The organism is Agromyces sp. NPDC056965 (assembly GCF_042673425.1).
Classification (GTDB): Bacteria; Actinomycetota; Actinomycetes; order Actinomycetales; family Microbacteriaceae; genus Agromyces.
In genome coordinates, this window is record NZ_JBHURI010000036.1 from 12,161 (window position 1) to 29,198 (window position 17,038).

At 70.4% G+C, this 17,038-nt stretch carries 16 protein-coding genes; 2 read left to right on the top strand and 14 right to left on the bottom strand.

All coding sequences use genetic code 11. The annotated features are described in order from the left end of the window. The first annotated feature begins 63 nt into the window (after positions 1–63). Positions 64–768 (top strand): hypothetical protein, encoded by a 705-nt coding sequence (locus ACFTQE_RS10910; RefSeq protein ID WP_376925083.1) that lies wholly within the window; start codon positions 64–66, stop codon positions 766–768. Between the two features lie 13 nt (positions 769–781). Here the strand turns inward: ACFTQE_RS10910 and ACFTQE_RS10915 are convergent, their stop codons facing one another. Continuing rightward, on the bottom strand, positions 782–1,435 hold the full coding sequence (locus ACFTQE_RS10915) for a polysaccharide deacetylase family protein (protein WP_376925084.1): 654 nt from the start codon (positions 1,433–1,435) through the stop codon (positions 782–784). Beyond that, the gene (locus ACFTQE_RS10920; protein ID WP_376925085.1) at positions 1,432–2,304 is read right to left on the bottom strand and encodes a glycosyltransferase; all 873 of its coding nucleotides are present in this window, start codon (positions 2,302–2,304) and stop codon (positions 1,432–1,434) included. Before ACFTQE_RS10920 ends, ACFTQE_RS10915 begins: the two co-directional genes overlap by 4 nt. Positions 2,305–2,462: 158 nt before the next feature. On the opposite strand from ACFTQE_RS10920, the gene ACFTQE_RS10925 reads away from it, so the two are divergent. Then, complete coding sequence (locus tag ACFTQE_RS10925; RefSeq protein ID WP_376925086.1) at positions 2,463–3,326, top strand: hypothetical protein; 864 nt, start codon at positions 2,463–2,465, stop codon at positions 3,324–3,326. Positions 3,327–3,356: 30 nt separating this feature from the next. On the opposite strand, the gene ACFTQE_RS10930 is transcribed toward ACFTQE_RS10925, so the two are convergent. From ACFTQE_RS10930 to ACFTQE_RS10985, 12 genes are read right to left on the bottom strand one after another with little or no spacing between them, the layout of a single operon-like run. Then, positions 3,357–3,614 (bottom strand): acyl carrier protein, encoded by a 258-nt coding sequence (locus ACFTQE_RS10930; protein ID WP_375835394.1) that lies wholly within the window; start codon positions 3,612–3,614, stop codon positions 3,357–3,359. A gap of 20 nt (positions 3,615–3,634) precedes the next feature. After that, positions 3,635–4,861 carry a pyridoxal-dependent decarboxylase, exosortase A system-associated gene (locus ACFTQE_RS10935; RefSeq protein ID WP_376925087.1) on the bottom strand — a complete coding sequence of 409 codons (1,227 nt, stop codon included), beginning with the start codon at positions 4,859–4,861 and terminating at the stop codon, positions 3,635–3,637. Continuing rightward, entirely contained in the window at positions 4,858–6,450 is a 1,593-nt protein-coding gene (locus ACFTQE_RS10940) for an acyl-CoA ligase (AMP-forming), exosortase A system-associated (protein WP_376925088.1), read from the bottom strand. The genes ACFTQE_RS10935 and ACFTQE_RS10940 overlap by 4 nt, the downstream gene beginning before the upstream one ends. Further along, positions 6,447–7,787: a glycosyltransferase family 4 protein gene (locus ACFTQE_RS10945; RefSeq protein WP_376925089.1), complete on the bottom strand. Its 1,341-nt coding sequence runs from the start codon at positions 7,785–7,787 to the stop codon at positions 6,447–6,449. The genes ACFTQE_RS10940 and ACFTQE_RS10945 overlap by 4 nt, the downstream gene beginning before the upstream one ends. Then, positions 7,784–9,307 (bottom strand): lipopolysaccharide biosynthesis protein, encoded by a 1,524-nt coding sequence (locus tag ACFTQE_RS10950; protein WP_376925090.1) that lies wholly within the window; start codon positions 9,305–9,307, stop codon positions 7,784–7,786. Before ACFTQE_RS10950 ends, ACFTQE_RS10945 begins: the two co-directional genes overlap by 4 nt. Further along, positions 9,304–10,545, bottom strand: a complete 1,242-nt coding sequence (locus tag ACFTQE_RS10955; protein WP_376925091.1) for a glycosyltransferase family 1 protein — start codon at positions 10,543–10,545, stop codon at positions 9,304–9,306. The genes ACFTQE_RS10950 and ACFTQE_RS10955 overlap by 4 nt, the downstream gene beginning before the upstream one ends. Continuing rightward, complete coding sequence (locus ACFTQE_RS10960; RefSeq protein ID WP_376925092.1) at positions 10,542–11,831, bottom strand: glycosyltransferase family 4 protein; 1,290 nt, start codon at positions 11,829–11,831, stop codon at positions 10,542–10,544. The genes ACFTQE_RS10955 and ACFTQE_RS10960 overlap by 4 nt, the downstream gene beginning before the upstream one ends. Next, positions 11,828–12,976, bottom strand: a complete 1,149-nt coding sequence (locus ACFTQE_RS10965) for a DegT/DnrJ/EryC1/StrS family aminotransferase (protein ID WP_376925093.1) — start codon at positions 12,974–12,976, stop codon at positions 11,828–11,830. The genes ACFTQE_RS10960 and ACFTQE_RS10965 overlap by 4 nt, the downstream gene beginning before the upstream one ends. Continuing rightward, a complete protein-coding gene (locus ACFTQE_RS10970) occupies positions 12,973–13,608 on the bottom strand; it encodes an acetyltransferase (RefSeq protein WP_376925094.1) in 636 nt (211 codons plus the stop codon). Before ACFTQE_RS10970 ends, ACFTQE_RS10965 begins: the two co-directional genes overlap by 4 nt. Continuing rightward, the gene (locus ACFTQE_RS10975) at positions 13,605–14,765 is read right to left on the bottom strand and encodes a DegT/DnrJ/EryC1/StrS family aminotransferase (RefSeq protein ID WP_376925095.1); all 1,161 of its coding nucleotides are present in this window, start codon (positions 14,763–14,765) and stop codon (positions 13,605–13,607) included. The genes ACFTQE_RS10970 and ACFTQE_RS10975 overlap by 4 nt, the downstream gene beginning before the upstream one ends. Beyond that, positions 14,762–15,757: an NAD-dependent epimerase/dehydratase family protein gene (locus tag ACFTQE_RS10980; RefSeq protein WP_376925096.1), complete on the bottom strand. Its 996-nt coding sequence runs from the start codon at positions 15,755–15,757 to the stop codon at positions 14,762–14,764. Before ACFTQE_RS10980 ends, ACFTQE_RS10975 begins: the two co-directional genes overlap by 4 nt. Next, positions 15,754–16,851: a Gfo/Idh/MocA family protein gene (locus tag ACFTQE_RS10985; RefSeq protein ID WP_376925097.1), complete on the bottom strand. Its 1,098-nt coding sequence runs from the start codon at positions 16,849–16,851 to the stop codon at positions 15,754–15,756. The genes ACFTQE_RS10980 and ACFTQE_RS10985 overlap by 4 nt, the downstream gene beginning before the upstream one ends. Positions 16,852–17,038 lie beyond the last annotated feature (187 nt).

Consider the following 17,038-nt stretch of genomic DNA (forward strand, 5'->3'; position numbering starts at 1 on the left):
CCCTATATCATGTTCCTGCAACCCTCAGAACCACTCACCGAAGAGATCCCGCCGGAAGCAGCCGTGACACTGCCAGACCTCGTCCGCTCGATGATCCGCCGCTGGCCGATCGTGCTGGTGGGCGCCATCTGCACCGTTGCGCTCGGGTACCTCGCGGTGAGCGACGACGGCGTCGCCTATGCCCGCACCGAAGTGGTGTTCCTCGCTCCGTCGAGCGAGATGAATCCGAACTCGCTGAAGACGACCTCCGAAGACCTCATCATCACCGCGGGCGTCGTCTCGAAGGCGGTCTCGGGGCCCGGGAAGGTCACGAAGTTCGCGGACCCGAGCGTCACGCTCGTCGGGCTGGGAGTTCGGGACGGCTGGGCGGTGCGCCTCCCGGACACGGGGGGACAGTGGGCGTCGAACTTCTCGAGCCAGTCGCTGATCGTGGAGGTCGTCGCGGCCGACCGTGAGGCGGCGCTGGCGAAGCAGCGCGAACTCGTCGATCGCATCCGGTTCGAGATGGACGCACTGCAGCGCGATGCGGGCGTCGATCCGGTGAACGACATCACCGTGTCGGTGGTTCCAGAGACGGGCGTGATCCGCGACGTCGGCGGAAGCACGATCAGGGCGCTGGCCGTCGTCGGCGTGCTCGGCGTCAGCGCGACGATCGCCTGCGTCCTCCTCGCCGAGAACCTCGCGCGTCGACGAGGCGGCCCTGCAGGCGCGAAGGCCGCCGAACCGGCCACGAGAACGGGCACCGCGCGAATCTCCGCAGTGCGGTGACCGCGTCGAGCGCTCAGCGAACGCGCTTCGCGAGGGATGCCACGCGATTGCGCGTCTCGGTGAACCGCTGCGGACGCGTGACCATCGAGCGGACCGACTCGAGGGTGTCGCCCGCCGTCACGCTGTAGCGCGCCTGGAGCCACGCCGTGGGGCGGGCCGGGAACCGATCGCTCGTGTACACGGAACGGTAGCCGTGCCGACGCAGCCGCGTGAGCAGCTGACGATCGTAGCGACCGAGCGGGAGCGCGGCCTCGTCGATCGGGCCGCGGCTGGCCTCGGCGAGCACGGCGCGGGCCTCCACGAGTTCTCGGCGTTCGTCCTCGGGGCCCATCCCGCGCCACGGGGAATGCGACCAGCCGTGGCTGCCGATCCCCATTCCCGCTGTCCGCAATTGCGACAGCTCCGAGGCGCTCAGACTCGCCGGGTCGTCGAGACGGCCGGCGAGGGCGAAGAAGGTGGCGTGCAACCCCCGCTCCTGCAGCGCGGGAAGCGCCACCGCGACATCGGAACGGTTGCCGTCATCGAAGCTCATGCGGACCCAGGGATGCGAACCGAACTCGTCGAGGATGCGGAGGAAGAGCTCATCGGCCACCCAGTATCCGGCCTCGCCCGGCTCACGCTCTCGAATGCAGGTTCCGAGGCCGTGGAAGCAGAGGTTGATGGTCACGTGCCGCCGCCCTCCGGCTCCGGCCGACGTCCGCGGGTGCTCTCGTCGCGGCCCCACTCGCGGCCGGCCCTCGCAGGGCGGCGGGCGAGGACGGCCGCGGTGACGGTGATGATCAGGTACGGGACGGCGGCGAACACGAGCCGGGGTTCGGGCACCACCGCGTCACGGAGCCACGCCCAGCGGTCGACCGGTCGCACCTGCGCGACGACCAGGCCCGACTCGGCCGAAGCACGCAACTGCCGGTTGCCGCGGCGAACGCGCACCAGGCGACGCAACAGGTCCGAGGTCGTGAACGGAGCCTCGACGACGACCTCGACCTCGCTCGCCTCGGCCTTCTCGGCGTCCGAGAACTGCGAGTCGAAGAACAGGTCGTCGGCGATCACCCCGGGGAAGACGTCGAACCGTGCACGGCCCGCTTCGGACACGGCGATCATGCCGCGTCCGAACAGCCCGTGCCGGAAGGGCGACATCCGCTGGTTGATCGAGAAGTACGCCCTGACCGGCCATGGCCTGCCCGCGGTGTTCAGTCGGCGGCGGGGCACGACCGCCAGTGGTCGGGGCGACGCGTCGAAGCGCGCCGTGATCGCGGCGATGCCGCCCGGCGGCACGACGATGTCGGCATCCAGGTAGATCCTCGGGAAGCCGGTCGCCACCAGGTCCGCGGCATTGAGTGCCGCGGTCTTGCCGGGCTCCGCTCGATCGATGACCGTGACACCGGAACGGGTCGCCACCGCCGCGGTACGATCGGTGCAGCCGTTGGCGCTCACCACGATCTCGATCGCCTCGGGGCCGCGCTGGCCGAGCAGCGCGTCGAGGCACGCACCGATCACGTGCTCCTCGTTGTGCGCCGCGATCACCACGCTGGTCATCGAGCGCCTCGATCGCCGTCGCCGCCCTCGACCCGAGCTGACATCGCGGTTCCTCCCCTGCCGAGCAGGATAGTCCGCTTCAACGCGGACGGGGAGCGGCCGCCGACCCCCCGATATGGGCTGCCCGCGCGGGGAATCCGCCGCGTAGGCTGAGCGGCATGGCAGGATCGGCCGTCGACGTTCGTCCCATCCTGACCGCCGATCTCGTGTCGGTCGGCACGTTCCTCCATGAGCACCTCAATCGGAACGTCTCGGCCGAGGCCTGGGCGATCATCGTCGCGCCCCCGTGGGAGGACTCGGCCCCCAATCACGGGTTCCAGCTCGTCGGCGACGAGGGCGTCGTCGGCGTCTACGTCGCCGTCTACTCGCTGCGGGACATCGGTGACGAGCAGGTGCGGGTCTGCAACCTGGCCGCGTTCTGCGTGCTGGAGGACTACCGCGTTCACGGCCTCAGGCTCGTGCGCGCGCTCCTCTCGCAGCAGGGCTACGAGTTCACCGACCTCTCCCCCAGCGGGAACGTCGTCGCGCTGAACGAACGCCTCGGATTCCGGCGACTGGACACCAGCACGAAGCTCGTGCCGAACCTGCCCAGGGTCCCGCGGCGCGGAACCCGCGTCACGAGCGATCCGGAGGCGATCCACCGGGCGCTCCGCGGTCGGGACGCCGAGATCTACCGGGACCATCGGCGCGCGCCCGCGGCCCGGCACCTGCTCGTGACGCACGCCGATGCGCACGGGTACCTCATGTTCCGGCGGGATGCCCGGAAGGGGATCCGCACGTTCGCCTCGCCGTTGCACGCGGGCGGGGACCCCGGATGCCTCGAAGCCGCCTGGCCGAGCGTCGCCGCCCACCTGCTGCGTCAGGGGCTCGTCGCGACCCTCGCCGAACGACGGGTCCTCGGGTTCGCACCGCGCCTCGGAATGGAGCTCGCGCGGCCGCGGCCGAAGATGTTCCGCGGCAGCCGGCTCGAAGCCGACACCGTCGACTACCTGTACAGCGAACTGACCCTCGTCCCCTGGTAGCCGGTGCGCAGGGCGGCGGCCGGAGCGGCATCACGCGGCAGCGAGCTTCGCGTCCACGAACTCGGTCAGGCTGCCCACCGTCTCGAAGAGCTCCGCCCCGAACTCGTCGTCGTCGACGGTGATGTCGAAGCGTTGCTCGAGCGCGGCCACGAGCTGCACCACTCCGAACGAATCCAGTTCCGGCAGCGAGCCGAAGAGCGCGGTGTCGGCGTGCAGGTCGTCGGGACGCTGCTGCAGCTCGAGCGTCTCGACCAGCACCTCGCGAACCGCGGCGAACGTGTCATCCATGCTTGCTCCTTGTCATCCGGTCAGACGAGGACCTCGACCGGGGCGGGATGCCCCAGGAAGGCCGTCGGGCTCGCGGTCAGGCCGTAGGCTCCGGCTTGGAAGATCACGATGAGATCGTCGATCTCGGCCGGGGGCAGCTCCACGTCGTCGCCGAGCAGGTCGAGCGGCGTGCAGAGGCATCCCACCACGGTGACACCGTCCCCGGCCGCGGCATCGGCACGGTTGCCGACCGCGACCGGGTAGTTGCGCCGGATCGCCTGCCCGAAGTTCCCCGAGGCGGCGAGCTGATGGTGCATCCCGCCGTCGACCACCAGGTAGGTCTTGCCGCGCGACACCTTGCGATCGAGCACCCGAGTCACGTACACGCCGCATTCCCCGACGAGGTAGCGCCCGAGCTCGATCACCGGCGTCGCCTCGGGGATCCGTTCTGCGATGACGCCGTCGACGAGCTCGTGCAGCCCCGCCGCAACCTCGTCGAGGTCGAGCGGGCGGTCCCGATCGACGTACGGGATCCCGAACCCGCCGCCGAGGTTCAGGTACCGCAGCGGCGCCGGAAGATGGACGGCGAGCTCGGTCGCGAGATCGACCGTGCGTCGCTGCGCCTCGCTGATGACCGCGGCATGCAGGTTCTGCGAACCGGCGAAGACGTGGAAGCCGATGACGTCCACCCCTGCCGACGCGAAGTCGCGCAGCACCGCGGGGACCTGCTCGGCGTCGATGCCGAACTGCTGCGGACCTCCACCCATCCGCATGCCCGACCCCTTCACGGCGAAGTCCGGATTGACGCGAACGGCGACGGTCGGCACGATGCCGAGCTCGTCGCCGGCGGCGACGACCCGGCCGAACTCGGTCGCGGACTCGATCTCCACGATGATCCCGGAGGCCACCGCGCGACGGATCTCGGCCGGGGTCTTGCCAGGCCCGGCGAAGCTGACCCGGTCTGCCGGGATCGGGGTGTCGAGCGCGGTCAGCATCTCCGAGGACGACGCCACGTCGATCCGATCGACCCGATGCGCCAGGTGCTGCACGACCGCGGGCATGGGGTTCGCCTTCATGGCATAGCTGAGTTCGACCTGGGCCGGAAGCGCCGCGCGCAATCGATCGACGCGCTGGTCCAGCAGCGCGCGGTCGTAGGCGAAGAACGGCGTGGAGCCGACACGGGCGGCCAGCCTGCTGAGCGGCATCCCGCCGACCTCGAGCTCGTGGCCGATCGTGCCGAACCCGGCGATGTGCTCGTTCGGATTCATCCGGCGACCTCGGCCCTGATCAGATTGCGGTCGAACTTGCCGTTCGGGGAACGGGGCAGCTCCGCGCGGAGATCCACCCTGGACGGCACCATGTAGAGCGGGAGCAGGTGGCGGAGGGCGGCGATGAGTTCGTGCGCACCCCCGTCGAGTCCGGTCCCCGCCGGGGTGGCGACGAGGACGACCCGTTGTCCGAGCGCGGGGTCATCGACGCCGAACGCCACGGCGTCGCGAACCAGCCCGGTGGCGTAGGCGGCCTCCTCGATCTCGGTCGGGCTCACCCGATATCCCGAGGTCTTGATCATCTCGTCCCTGCGGCCGACGAAGTACAAGAAGCCCTCCTCATCGGCCACCACTGTATCCCCTGACCACACGGCCATTTCGGGGGCGCGCCAATCGGCGTGGTCCACCGGGCGGAACCGCTCGGCCGTCCGAACCGGGTCGTTCCAGTAGCCGAGTGCGACGAGGGCGCCGCGGTGCACCAGCTCCCCCTCCTCTCCGACGTCGCTCGGCGTGCCATCGGGCCGCATCACGACGATCCGGGCGTTCGGGACGGCCTTGCCGATCGAGTCGGGGCGACGATCCACCTCCGCCGGGTCGAGGTAGGTCGAACGGAACGCCTCCGTGAGTCCGTACATGAGGTACGGCTTCGCTTCGGTGAAGGTCTCGCGGAGTCGGGCGAGCAACGTCCGCGGCATCCGTCCACCCGTGTTCGCCCAGTACCGGAGTCGTCGCGCGGCCTCCTCCGGCCACGGGACATCCGCGAGCTGCTGCCAGAGCGGCGGGACGCCGGTCAGGCCGGTGACGCCGTACTGCTCGCAGAGCTTCGGGACGTCGCGCGGCAGCAGGTAGTTCATGAGCACGCAGTGGGCGCCCACCGAGAATGCCGTCGTCACCTGGCTCAGACCGGCATCGAAGCTCAGCGGCAGGACGCCCAGGATGACGTCGTCGCTGACGTTGCCCAGGTAGGAACTCACGCTCTCGGCGCCGGCGATCAGGTTCCGGTGGCTCACGACGACGCCCTTCGGCCCGCCGGTGCTGCCCGAGGTGTAGAGGATCGCCGCGGGATCGATGTCGATCCGGGCGGATCGGCGGACCTCGACGCGCGCTTGCGGTCCATCGCGCCAGCCGTGCAGGCGGAAGGGCGTCTCCCGGTCGGCGTGGGCGCCCTCGACTCCCTCGGCGTCATCGGCGCCGATCAGGATCACGTGGGCGACTTCGGTGCCCGGCAGGATCGGGGCCAGCTGGGTGAGCCGTTCGGTCGACGTGATGAGCACTCGTGCACCGCTGTCGACGAGGATGTGCCCGACCTGCGCCGGCTTGAGGACGTGGTTGATCGGGACGAACAGGCCGTCTGCGGCGGAGGCGGCGAAGATCGCGACGACGGTCTCGATCCGCTTCTCGAGGTAGATCGCCACGCGGTCGCCGTGCCCGAGGCCGAGGGCCCGCAGCTGCTCGGCGATGGTGCAGACGCTCCCCCAGGTCTCGGCGTAGGAGACCGTGCGGTTCCGATAGCTCAGCGCGGGCGCATCGGGAGTGCTGGCGGCCGCGTGCGCCAGCAGGTCGTGAACGGCCGTCCTGACCGGTGTCATCGTGCTCTCCGTTCGACGAGATATCGCCGGAACTCCTCGTGATCGTCGAGGTCGACGTAGCTCCGGCCCTGCGGGTCGGTGGCGTCGGGGGCGTCCCCGGACTCGGGGACGGCCGCAACCGGGCCCTCGAATCCCGTGAGGCCGTCGTAGACGGAGACGTACGCCGCCGCCTGCGGGCGCCAATCGAGGACGGCGGCGACGCGGGCGCGCGCCTGCGCTCCGAGTTCCGCGCGCCGATCGGGGTCGTCGATGAGCTCCTCGACCACGTCGGCCAGCGCCCCGAGGTCGCCCGACGCGACGTACAGCACCGTGTCGGCACCGGACACCCGTGTCTCCCTGAGGTCGAACGAGACCGCGGGCAGACCGTACGACATGTACTCCATCGTCTTGTTCATCGTGGACAGGTCGTTGAGCGGGGTCTTCAGGTCGGGGCAGATCCCGATGTCGGCACGGCTGAGGTACTCGGCGATGGCCACTCGGTCGACCCTCCCCGTGAAGGTCACGTGACCGTCGAGTCCGAGCGAGACGGCCTGGGCCTTCAGCTGCGCGAGACAGTCGCCGAACCCGAGGAGCGTCGCGGTCACGTTCGCCCGACCGCGCCGATGCACGAGCTCGTCGACCAGCAGCAGCACCTGGTCGACCCCGTCCTGCGGCCCCATGATGCCGAGGTACACCAGGTTGATCCCGTCGTGGGGCCGGGGGGCGTCGGGGTAGATGGGGCGCATCTGCCGGGTGTCCGGCCCGCTGCGGACGACCGTCACGTCCGCCGGGCGCCGGCGCCCCCGCTCGACCGCGATCGCCTTGTACGAGTCGTTCGTCGAGATGACGCGATCCGCCGCGCGGAACGTCCGCCGCTCGAGCCAGCGCAGCACGCGGTACTCGAGCCGCTTGAGCCCGCCGCGCGGCGCACCGAAGCGGGAGAGGAAGAGCTCGGGGTTCAGGTCGTGGTGGTCGAAGACGAAGCGCACCCCGAACGGCCGCCACAGCAGCGCCAGCAGCCAGTACGTGTCCGGCGGATTGCACGCCTGGATGATGTCGAACCGGCGATTGCGTCGAACGCGCAGCGACAGCCAGGCGGTGCGAACCCAGCTGTAGGCGAACTCCCACGCGAACCCGGCGAGCCCGTCCGCCTCGGGCGCCGGCGCGTACTTGTAGATCTCGACGCCCGCGAGTCGCTGGCGAGCCGGGTCGCCCGGCCCCTTCGGACAGATCACGCTGACCCGGTACCCGCGAGCGATGAGGGCCTGGCACTCCAGCCACACGCGCCGATCCAACGGGACCGGCAGGTTCTGCACGATGATCAGGACGTGCGGAGGCGGGGTGGCTGCACCGGTCATCGTCGTCCGTCCTTCTGCGGGGAGGGGATCCGGGTGCCCCGGCGGAACCGGGACAGTGCTTCGACAACGTCATCGAAGACGGGGCGGGCGAGCAGTCGCACCAGCACGAGGTCCGCCACCAGCACCGCGAAGCCCACGACGAGGATCCTGACGATCGGGAGGAGGCCGTCGGACAACGCGAGCGCCGCCCACCCTGCTCCGAACCCCACCACGACCGAGGCGACGAGGAAGCCGAACGGACCGGCCGGCGTCCGCGGCGACGCCTCGAGCAGCCTGGCGACCAGGAACCAGCGGCTCACCGTGGCGAGCACGGCGATCACGAGGAAGCCGAGCGCAACGGCCACGAGCCCCCACTGGGCCGTGAGCGCCGTCGTGGCGACGGTGCACGCATCGACGACGACGGCGTAGACGAACCACCTGCCGGGCTTGCCGAGTCCGTAGAAGAGGCCGTGATCGAGCGTCGCGCCGACGACGACGATCCCGGCGAGTGCGAGGATCTGGGCGACGGGCGCGCTCTCCGTCCATCCCTTGCCGAAGACGATCGGGATGATCAGGGGCGAGGCCACCGCAACGACCGTGAGCGGAGGGGTCATCAGGGCGTACGTCATGCGAAGCGCCCGCACGTACGCCCGGCGCAGGCGTTCGGCGGAGTCGCGGATCTTGGCGAACGCGACCGATGACACCGGCAGGAGCGCCGAACCGGTCAGGTCCTGGACGATCTGCACGAGTCGCTGCGCGATGTTCAGGTACCCGAGGGCCGCCATGCCGAGCGCGCCCGAGATGATGGCGGTCTCGGCGAACACGCGGCACATGCCGACGAACTCGACGCCGAGGACCTGGCTGCCGAACCGGGCCATGGTCGTGAACTCCGTGCGCGAGAACGCGAACGAAGGCCGCCAGCCGGCCGTCATCCACGCGAGCACGGCGGTGACCGCTGCGGTGCCCAGCACCTGGCCGACCAGGGCCCAGACGCCGAAGCCGGTGAACGCCATGGTGACGGCGATCACCTGGGCCACGAAGGCGGCGATCGTCCCCTGCACCGCCAACGCGCGGAACCGCATGGCTCGGCGGAGCAGCGCGATCGGCACCGAGGCGACGGCGACGAGCACCACTGCGAGCGCCATGACCTGCAGCACGGGAACGACCTCGTCGGAATCGAACACGGACCCGAAGACCGGGGCGAGCCCGGCGACCAGGCCGCACAGCAGGAGGCCGGCGATGGTCGAGAACCAGAAGCCGGTGCTCAGCATGCGACGGTCGGCGGTGTCGGCCTGCACGATGTACGCGGAGAACCCCAGATCCGCGAGCAGGTAGAAGAACGGCAGCACGCTCGACGCGGCGGCGACGACGCCGAAGTCCTCCGGCGTCAGCAGCCTGGTGAGGATCGCGATCATGACGAAGCCGAAGAGCCTGATCACCCATTTCTGGACCGTCAGCCAGAACACGCCCGACGCCGCCTGCCGGCCGACGGACAGCTCGGCGGAGTCGTGCGTCCGGGGTTCGCGCTCTGCGGGCGTCACGATCCGTACACCTCGTCCTCGAGGATCCGCACGACGTCGGCCTGCGCCTTCGTCCAGCCGAACCGACGAACCGACTCCGACGCGGTCCGCGCCGCCGCATCCCGATCCGTTCGCGCCACGACGTCGCCGAGCGCCGCCGCGATCCCGCGCGGCGTCGGGGCCGCCCACGCGACGTGCGCGTTCACGAGATCCGCACGCGAATGCGAGGAGTCGTTCACGACCGGGATCGCGCCCGCCGCCAGCATCTCCTCGGCGACCAGGGAGATGTTCGTGAACGACATCGCGAGTCCGGCGATGCTGCGGTTGTAGAGCTCGTTGAGTTCCGTCGGAGTGAGCCTGCCGTGCTGCGTGGCCGGGAACGGCAGCCCGCTGATCTCCGCTCCGTACATGTGGATGTCGATCTCGGGATGGAGCTCGTGGAACTGCTCCAGCGCGAGCCTCGCGAGCCAGAAGCCGCGACGCGGCACGTCGGGGCGCGCGTACGCCACGACGCCAGTGCGTTCACGACCGGGGAGCAGCCGATACACCGAGGTGTCGCACCCGAACTCGGTCGCGTCCGGAGCGATGCCGACCTCCGATCGGAGGAGCTCGGCCACCATCTCGCCGAGAGCGATGCAACGGAACCCGAACCGATACGTGTCCTCCGCCAGGGCGTACATCGACCCGCGTGCATAGAAGAACGGCTCGAAGTCCTGGATGAAGTAGAGGCGCCGCATCGGCGCCGTGCCGCGTCGGGCGAGCACGTGCGCGGTATCCCACGACGAGGCGACGCACGCGTCGACGCCCGAGATCCCGGCGGACGCGTCGTGCACGCCGGCACCGATACCCGGCCACCAGCCGCGGATGACGCGCTCGTGCTCGCGCACGTCGCCGCCGTAGCGGTCGTAGAGGAAGAGCTCGCAGCGATGACCCGCGCGCTCGACCGCTTCCACCATCCGGAACAGCGTCGTGTGGCCCCCCGATCCCGCCCGCGGAGGCGTCGTCACCCACCCGATGCGCAGCTGCTGCGATCGCGATGGGCGACGGTCGGGAATCGCCAGGTCCAACTGCGTCGAATCGGCGATGTCGCCGTCCAGCAGCGGCTCGTCGAGGCTCGGGTCGTGCAATCGGTTGAACGCGTGCCGAACCACTCGCTGGGCGAGTGCACGCGGGCCGCCGTCGCGGAGGATGCCGGCCGCCTTCGCCGCCCTCGCCCCGGTTCGGCGAGACGCGTTTCCCCGGGTCTCCTCGGCGCTCATCGCGTGGTCCGCTCGACGACCTGCAGCGTTCCATCCGGACCGTGCCGATTCCATGCGAGCGACGCCGACACCCGCCCGCCCGAGAACCGGCCGCCGGTGATCCGGCCGGCGGTCCGCTCCGCCTTGGCTGCGAGTATCCGGCCCTCCATACGCAAGTCCCCGAGCCATGCGGAGGCGGACCTCGACTCCAGCGCGGCCTCGTAGACGTCGGCCAGTCGCAGCGCCATCGTCGGCAGTCCGAAGTGCTCCTCTGCGAACTGCCGTGATGTTCGCCCGAGCGCGGCACGGTACTCCGGGTGGTCGACGAGTTCGCGAATGTGCTCGAGGAGCAGGCCGGCGCCGTCGGCCACGCTCTGCGGGCTCCAGAAGTTGTTGTGGAGGATGGCTTCGGTGTCGGGCGGACGGAAGATCGCACTCCAGCCGCGCTCGCCCAGCACGACGAGCGGCTTGCCGAAGGCGAGTCCCCGTGCAGCAGAGCTGCCCATTCCGAGCACGAGGTCCGCGGCGTCGTACGCGGGCCGGGGATCCGACATCGGTCCCAGGAACGCGATCGCGGATCGTCCGAGGTGCGCGTTGACCGCGGCGGCACGACCGCGCAGCCGCTCCTCGGCGTCACCGGTTCCCACGACGAACAAGTGAACCCGAAGATCGTTCAGTCGCTCGACGGCGTCGATCGCGTCCTCGATCCCCTGCCCCTTCAGCTCCGTGGTGACTCGGCTGACGATGACGAGTGCCACCGCGTCGCCGTCCAGTCCCAGCCGGCGCCGGAACGAGTCGCGGTCGGTGACTCCGGATGCATCGCGCGAGGTGTCGACTGGAGGGCTGATGAGGACCGCGCCGCCCGGTCGGCCCGCCAACTGGTCCCGCAGGTAGCCCGTCCCGATCACCACCGGCACGGAGGGATGCGTCCTCGGGTCGAACGAGTTCTCGTAGATCGTGCGGACCAGCGCACGTCGTCCGAGCAGCCCTGCTCCCCAGTACGCGGCCCGCTCCGAGGAGCTGAACGCGTGCACGAGGTCGGCCTGCCAGCGATCGGCGAGTTGCGAGATCGTGCGCGCATGGGCCATGAGCGGCACCGGTCGCCGATACACCTCGATCTGCACCCCGTACTCCCGCGCGACATCCAGCATCGAGGGCCCATCGACGGGAAGGGTGTCCTCCGGGCCGACCAGGAGGCTGTCGTAGCCGTGCACCGCCACTCCGGCGGAGAGCTGCACCGCGTTGATCTGCGCCCCGCCGAGCTCGAGGTTGTCGAGCTGCACGAGGACCCTGGGACGCGCGTTCATGGCCGTCGGACCATCGCGCGATGGGGGGTGGCGACCCGGCTGAGCGCCTCGACGACGGTCTCCTGCTGCGCCGCCGTGAGGTGCGGGAACATCGGCAACGAGAGGATCTGCGCTGCCGCCGCCTCCGCCACGGGGAAGTCGCCCTCGCGGTACCCGAGACCGGCGTACGCGGCCGTGAGGTGCAAGGGCGTCGGGTAATGGACCCCGACCCCGATGCCAGAGGCGCCGAGCTCGGCGAAGACGCGGTCCCGTTCGTCGACCCGAACGACGTAGAGGTGCCACACGTCGTCGTTTCCCGGTCGGACCGCCGGCCCACGTACACCCGACACCTCGGCGAGCAGTTCGCCGTAGCGTGCCGCGGCGGTGCGACGCGCTGCATTCCAGGCGTCGAGCCGGCGCAGCTTCGCGCGCAGCAGCGGCGCCTGGACCGCGTCGAGCCGCGAGTTCGCTCCCGCGCGATCGTGGACGTACTTCACCACGCTGCCGTGCGCCGCGAAGTTTCGCACGAAGTCCGCCACGACCGGGTCGTCCGTCAGCACCGCGCCGGCGTCGCCCCCGGCACCGAGGTTCTTGCCCGGGTAGAAGCTCGTCGCCGCGACCCTCCCGAGCGCGCCTGCGCGTCCGAACGCCGACGAGGCGCCCTGCGATTGCGCAGCATCCTCGACGATGGCCAGGCCGTGGCGCTCGGCGATGGGAAGGAGGGCCTCGACGGGCGCGGTCTGCCCGTACAGGTGTACGGGGATGATCGCGCGCGTCCGCGGAGTGATCACCGCTTCCACGGCGGACGGGTCGATGAGCAGGTATTCGTCGTCGACGTCGACGAACACCGGCGTCGCGCCGATCCGCGTCGCGGCCTCGGCCGTGGCGATGAACGTGTTGACCGGAATGACCACCTCGTCGCCCGTCCCGATGCCCACGGCGCGCAGCGCCAGCTCGACCGCATCCGTTCCATTGCCGACGCCGATGCAGTGCTCGACGCCGATGTACTCGGCGTAGTCGCGCTCGAACGCGGCGACCTCCGGGCCGCCGATGAACGACGCGGACTCGAATTGCGCACGCCACACCGGCAGCACCTCGTCGGCGACCTCGAACTGCTGCGCCGCGAGATCGAGGAACGGCACGCTCGTGCTCGGGATGCTGCTCATGCCCGGCCTCCCAATCGCCGTGCCGGCACGCCGGCCCAGGTCTCCTTCTCGGGCACATCGGAGAGCACGACCGCGCCCATGCCGACGGTCGCGCCCGCGCCGACGGCACGGCCCGGCAGCACCGATGCGTTCATGCCGAGGTACGCTCCGCGACCGATGCGAACCCCGCCCCCGAGCGACACGCCCGCCGCCAGGGTCGCGAAGTCGTCGACCCGGCAGTCGTGGGTGACCGTGGCTCCGGGCATGACGACGACGTGTCCGCCGAGCACGGCGTCGGCGGTGATCGTCACGTTCGCGAGCAGGATGGACCCTGCGCCGATCGCACAGCCGCCGGGATTGCGCACCGACGGGTCGGTCAGGGTGGCGTAGCGGGCCGAATCGACTCCGGCGCGCGACATCCGCTCGACGATCGCCGCACGCACGAGGCCCGCGCCGACGCAGACCAGCACGTCGGCATCGGGATACCGGACGACGTCGTCGACGCCGCCGAGCACGGGTACGCCGCCGATCGTGCGGACCAGCGCCGCGTGGCGGTCGTCGAGCACGCCGATGATGTCACTTCCTGCTTCGCGCAGCACGGGCACGACCTCACGGGAGAGGCCGCTCGACCCGATGAGCACCAGGCCCCTCACGATCGGGAGCGCCCCGCCTCGAGCACGATGGCCGTGACACGATCGAGTTCGTCGTCGGTCATCTGGTGGAAGAGCGGCAGCACGATCGTGCCGTCGGTGAGGCGTTCGGTGACGGGGAGCGCCGCATCGCCGGTGTCGAGGTCGGCGTACGCGGGCTGCCGGTGCGACGCCATGATTCCGCGCCGTGCGGAGACGCCCGCCTCGGCGAGGGCGATCAGCAGGCCCTCCCGATCGATCGGGTACTCGGGCAGCACCTCGAGCCAGAGCGACTGGAAGTTGCTCGTGCCCCATGCGGGGTCGCCGACGAGTCGCACGCCCGAAGCGTCGGCGAGCGCGGTGCGGTACCGCGCCGCGATCTCGCGGCGCCGTTCGACGACCTCGGCGAGCCGGCCGAGCTGCACGAGGCCGACCGCGGCCTGCAGGTCGGTCATGCGGTAGTTGAAGCCGATCTCGCCGTACTCCTCGGGCGGCGAGACGAGGCTCGCGTGCCGCTCGGCCGCCGAGACGCTCATCGAGTGCTCCCGGAGCCTGCGCGCGCGCGCGGCCCAGTCGGGACGACTCGTCGTGATCATGCCGCCCTCGCCGGTCGTCAGGATCTTGCGGGGGTGGAACGACCAGGCGGCGATCTCGGCACCGGCCCCGACGGGGCGGCCTCGGTACGTCGACCCGGCGCCGCACGCGGCATCCTCGATCACGACGATGCCGAGCGGATCGCACAGCGCCCTGATCGGGTCGAGGTCGACCGGGACACCGCCCTGATCGACGACGATCACCGCGGTCGTCTGCGGAGTGAGGGCGACTGCGACGGTCTCCGCGGTGAGATCGCCCGTCTCGGCGTCGACATCGGCGAAGACCGGGCGCGCACCCACGTACGTCGGCGCGTTCGCGGTGGCGATGAAGGAGAAGGACGGGACGACGACGTCATCTCCGGGGACGACGCCGGCGACGATGAGCGCGAGGTGCAGCGCGGTCGTGCAGTTCGAGGTCGCGACGGCCTCGGACGCCTGCATCGCGGCGGCGAAGCCGTGCTCGAACTCGGCGACCCGCGGCCCCTGGGCGACCCAGCCGGACTCGATGACCTCGGCGAGCGCGGCGACCTCCTCGGCGCCGAACCACGGCTTCATCACGTTGATGCGCGCGAGCGCTCCGGTGTTCATGCGACCGCCGTCGACCGCCCTGCGGCGATCGCCTCACGCTGCGGTCGCCACCATTCGACGAGCTCGGCGAGCCCCTCCTCCAGTCCGACCTCGGCGACGAAGCCGAGATCTCGGCGAGCCGCCGCCGTGTCCGCGAGCCGCCGCACGACTCCGTTCACCGGACGGTCGGGCCCGTGCTCGACCGCGAGATCGGACCCCATCACGCGCAGGAGCGCCTGCGCGAGCTCGAGCAGGCTCGTCTCGCTGCCGCTCGCGACGTTGTAGACGCCCTCGCGGAGGTCGCTCGCGGCTGCCAGCACGTTCGCACGGGCGACGTCGCGGGTGAACACGAAGTCCATCGTCTGCAGCCCGTCGCCGAAGATGAGCGGCGGCTCGCCGTCGGCGATCCGCTCCATCCAGCGCACGAGCACCTCGGTGTAGAGACCGTGCACGTCCATCCGCGGCCCGTAGACGTTGAAGTATCGGAGCATCACGTGATCCAGTCCGTACATCGCGTGGAAGCTCCGGACCATGCCCTCGTTGAACGACTTCGCGGCACCGTAGAAGGTGTCGTTGTTGTGGTGGTGGTGTCGCTCACCGGTCGGGAAATCCTCGGCCATCCCGTAGACCGACGCACTCGACGCCGACACGAGCTTGGCGACCCGATGCTCGGCCGCGGCCTCGAGCACGTTGAAGGTTCCGTCCACCAGCACCTCGAGCGCGAGGCGCGGCTCCTCCGCGCATTGCGTGATCCGGATCGCCGCCTCGTGGAAGACGAGGTCCTTGCCCCGCGTGAGGTCGTGCACCAGGTCCCGATCCCGGATGTCTCCGTCGACGAGCGTCACGCGCCCCGACGCGATCGCCGGCGCGATGTTCTCGACGCGACCGCGCACGAGGTTGTCGAGGATCTCGATGCGGTCGACGCCCGCGTCGAGCAGCTGGTCGACGAGCGTCGATCCGATCGTGCCGGCGCCGCCTGTGACGAGTACGGTCGCCCCCTGCAACTGCGTCATGCCGGTTCTCCCGCCAGCTCCCCCGAACGCGCTCCGTCGAGTGCCGCCGGCACCACCGGGTCCCGAAGGGCGACGACCTTCCCACCGCCGCCGAGGCTCTCGGATGCCGCCTCGAGCACACGCAGCACCCTGAGCCCCGAGCCGCCGTCAGTACGCGCGGTGCGCCGCTCGCGGATCGACTCCGCGAACTCCGACACCATCGAGGCGAGGGCCTCGCGTTCCTGGAGTGCCGGCGACCACGTGTCGCCGAGTCGGTAGGAGACGGTCACGGCGCTTCGGTCGGCCTCGTCGATCGCCTGCTGACCGAGATCGACGCCCCGGTCGAAGACGCTCACGCGCTGCTGGGGATTGAGGTCATCCCAGACGAGGGTGCGCTTCGAACCGCCGATGATCATCTGCCTGATCTTCGTCGGGCTCAGCCAATTGACGTGGACGTGCGCGACCGCGCCACCGTCGAGGGGCAACGAGAGGTATCCGATGCAGCTCTTGCCGGCCCTCAGCGGGTCTGCGCCCTGCGCGGCCACCGACATGGGACGCAATCCGCCGGGAAGGATGAAGTCGATGATCGACAGGTCGTGCGGTGCGAGATCCCAGAACACGTCGACGTCGGGCTGGATCAGGCCGAGGTTGATTCGGACCGAGTCGACGAAGAGGATCTCGCCGAGCTCGCCCGCCCGGATCAGCTCGCGGATCTTCAGGACGGCGGGGGCGTAGCAGTAGGTGTGGTCGGTCATGAGCACAACGTTCGACTCGGCAGCTGCGCGGATCATCTCGATCGCGTTCTCCGTACTGTCGGCGATCGGCTTCTCGACGACCACGTGCTTGCCCGCCCGGATCGCTGCAGTCGCGATCGCGAAATGGGTCCTCGCGGGTGTCGCGATCGCGATCGCGTCGAGCTCCCGGTCTGCCAGCAGCGCGTCGAGGTCGCACACCCCGCGCACGTCCCGGAACTGCGACGCGAGCGCGGCCGCGCGGTCGACGTCGAGATCGCAGATCGCGACCAGGTTCCAATCGGGACTCAGGTTGAAGTTGCGAGCCAGATTCGGCCCCCAGTAGCCGGCTCCGACTACTGCGACCGAAAGCGGGTAGGACATGGGCGTCCTCCTTGCAGGGCGGATGCGCCGCACCATTCGGGGTTCGGGTTCTCACTGGTGCACCGCGTCGTCGGAGTGCCGATGCACCACGGCGACGCGGTTGCTCTCCGAGAGTCGCATACGGCCCAGTGGCCGACAATCCCCCAGTGCGGGGGCGGGGCGAGCCGCGCTCCGACGGGTCGGGCAG

Coding starts and splice junctions, on each gene's coding strand:
- ACFTQE_RS10920 (WP_376925085.1), bottom strand. CDS start 2,304: ATGACCAGCGTGGTGATCGCGGCGCACAACGAGGAGCACGTGATCGGT.
- ACFTQE_RS10925 (WP_376925086.1), top strand. CDS start 2,463: ATGGCAGGATCGGCCGTCGACGTTCGTCCCATCCTGACCGCCGATCTC.
- ACFTQE_RS10930 (WP_375835394.1), bottom strand. CDS start 3,614: ATGGATGACACGTTCGCCGCGGTTCGCGAGGTGCTGGTCGAGACGCTC.
- ACFTQE_RS10935 (WP_376925087.1), bottom strand. CDS start 4,861: ATGAATCCGAACGAGCACATCGCCGGGTTCGGCACGATCGGCCACGAG.
- ACFTQE_RS10940 (WP_376925088.1), bottom strand. CDS start 6,450: ATGACACCGGTCAGGACGGCCGTTCACGACCTGCTGGCGCACGCGGCC.
- ACFTQE_RS10945 (WP_376925089.1), bottom strand. CDS start 7,787: ATGACCGGTGCAGCCACCCCGCCTCCGCACGTCCTGATCATCGTGCAG.
- ACFTQE_RS10955 (WP_376925091.1), bottom strand. CDS start 10,545: ATGAGCGCCGAGGAGACCCGGGGAAACGCGTCTCGCCGAACCGGGGCG.
- ACFTQE_RS10960 (WP_376925092.1), bottom strand. CDS start 11,831: ATGAACGCGCGTCCCAGGGTCCTCGTGCAGCTCGACAACCTCGAGCTC.
- ACFTQE_RS10965 (WP_376925093.1), bottom strand. CDS start 12,976: ATGAGCAGCATCCCGAGCACGAGCGTGCCGTTCCTCGATCTCGCGGCG.
- ACFTQE_RS10975 (WP_376925095.1), bottom strand. CDS start 14,765: ATGAACACCGGAGCGCTCGCGCGCATCAACGTGATGAAGCCGTGGTTC.
- ACFTQE_RS10980 (WP_376925096.1), bottom strand. CDS start 15,757: ATGACGCAGTTGCAGGGGGCGACCGTACTCGTCACAGGCGGCGCCGGC.
- ACFTQE_RS10985 (WP_376925097.1), bottom strand. CDS start 16,851: ATGTCCTACCCGCTTTCGGTCGCAGTAGTCGGAGCCGGCTACTGGGGG.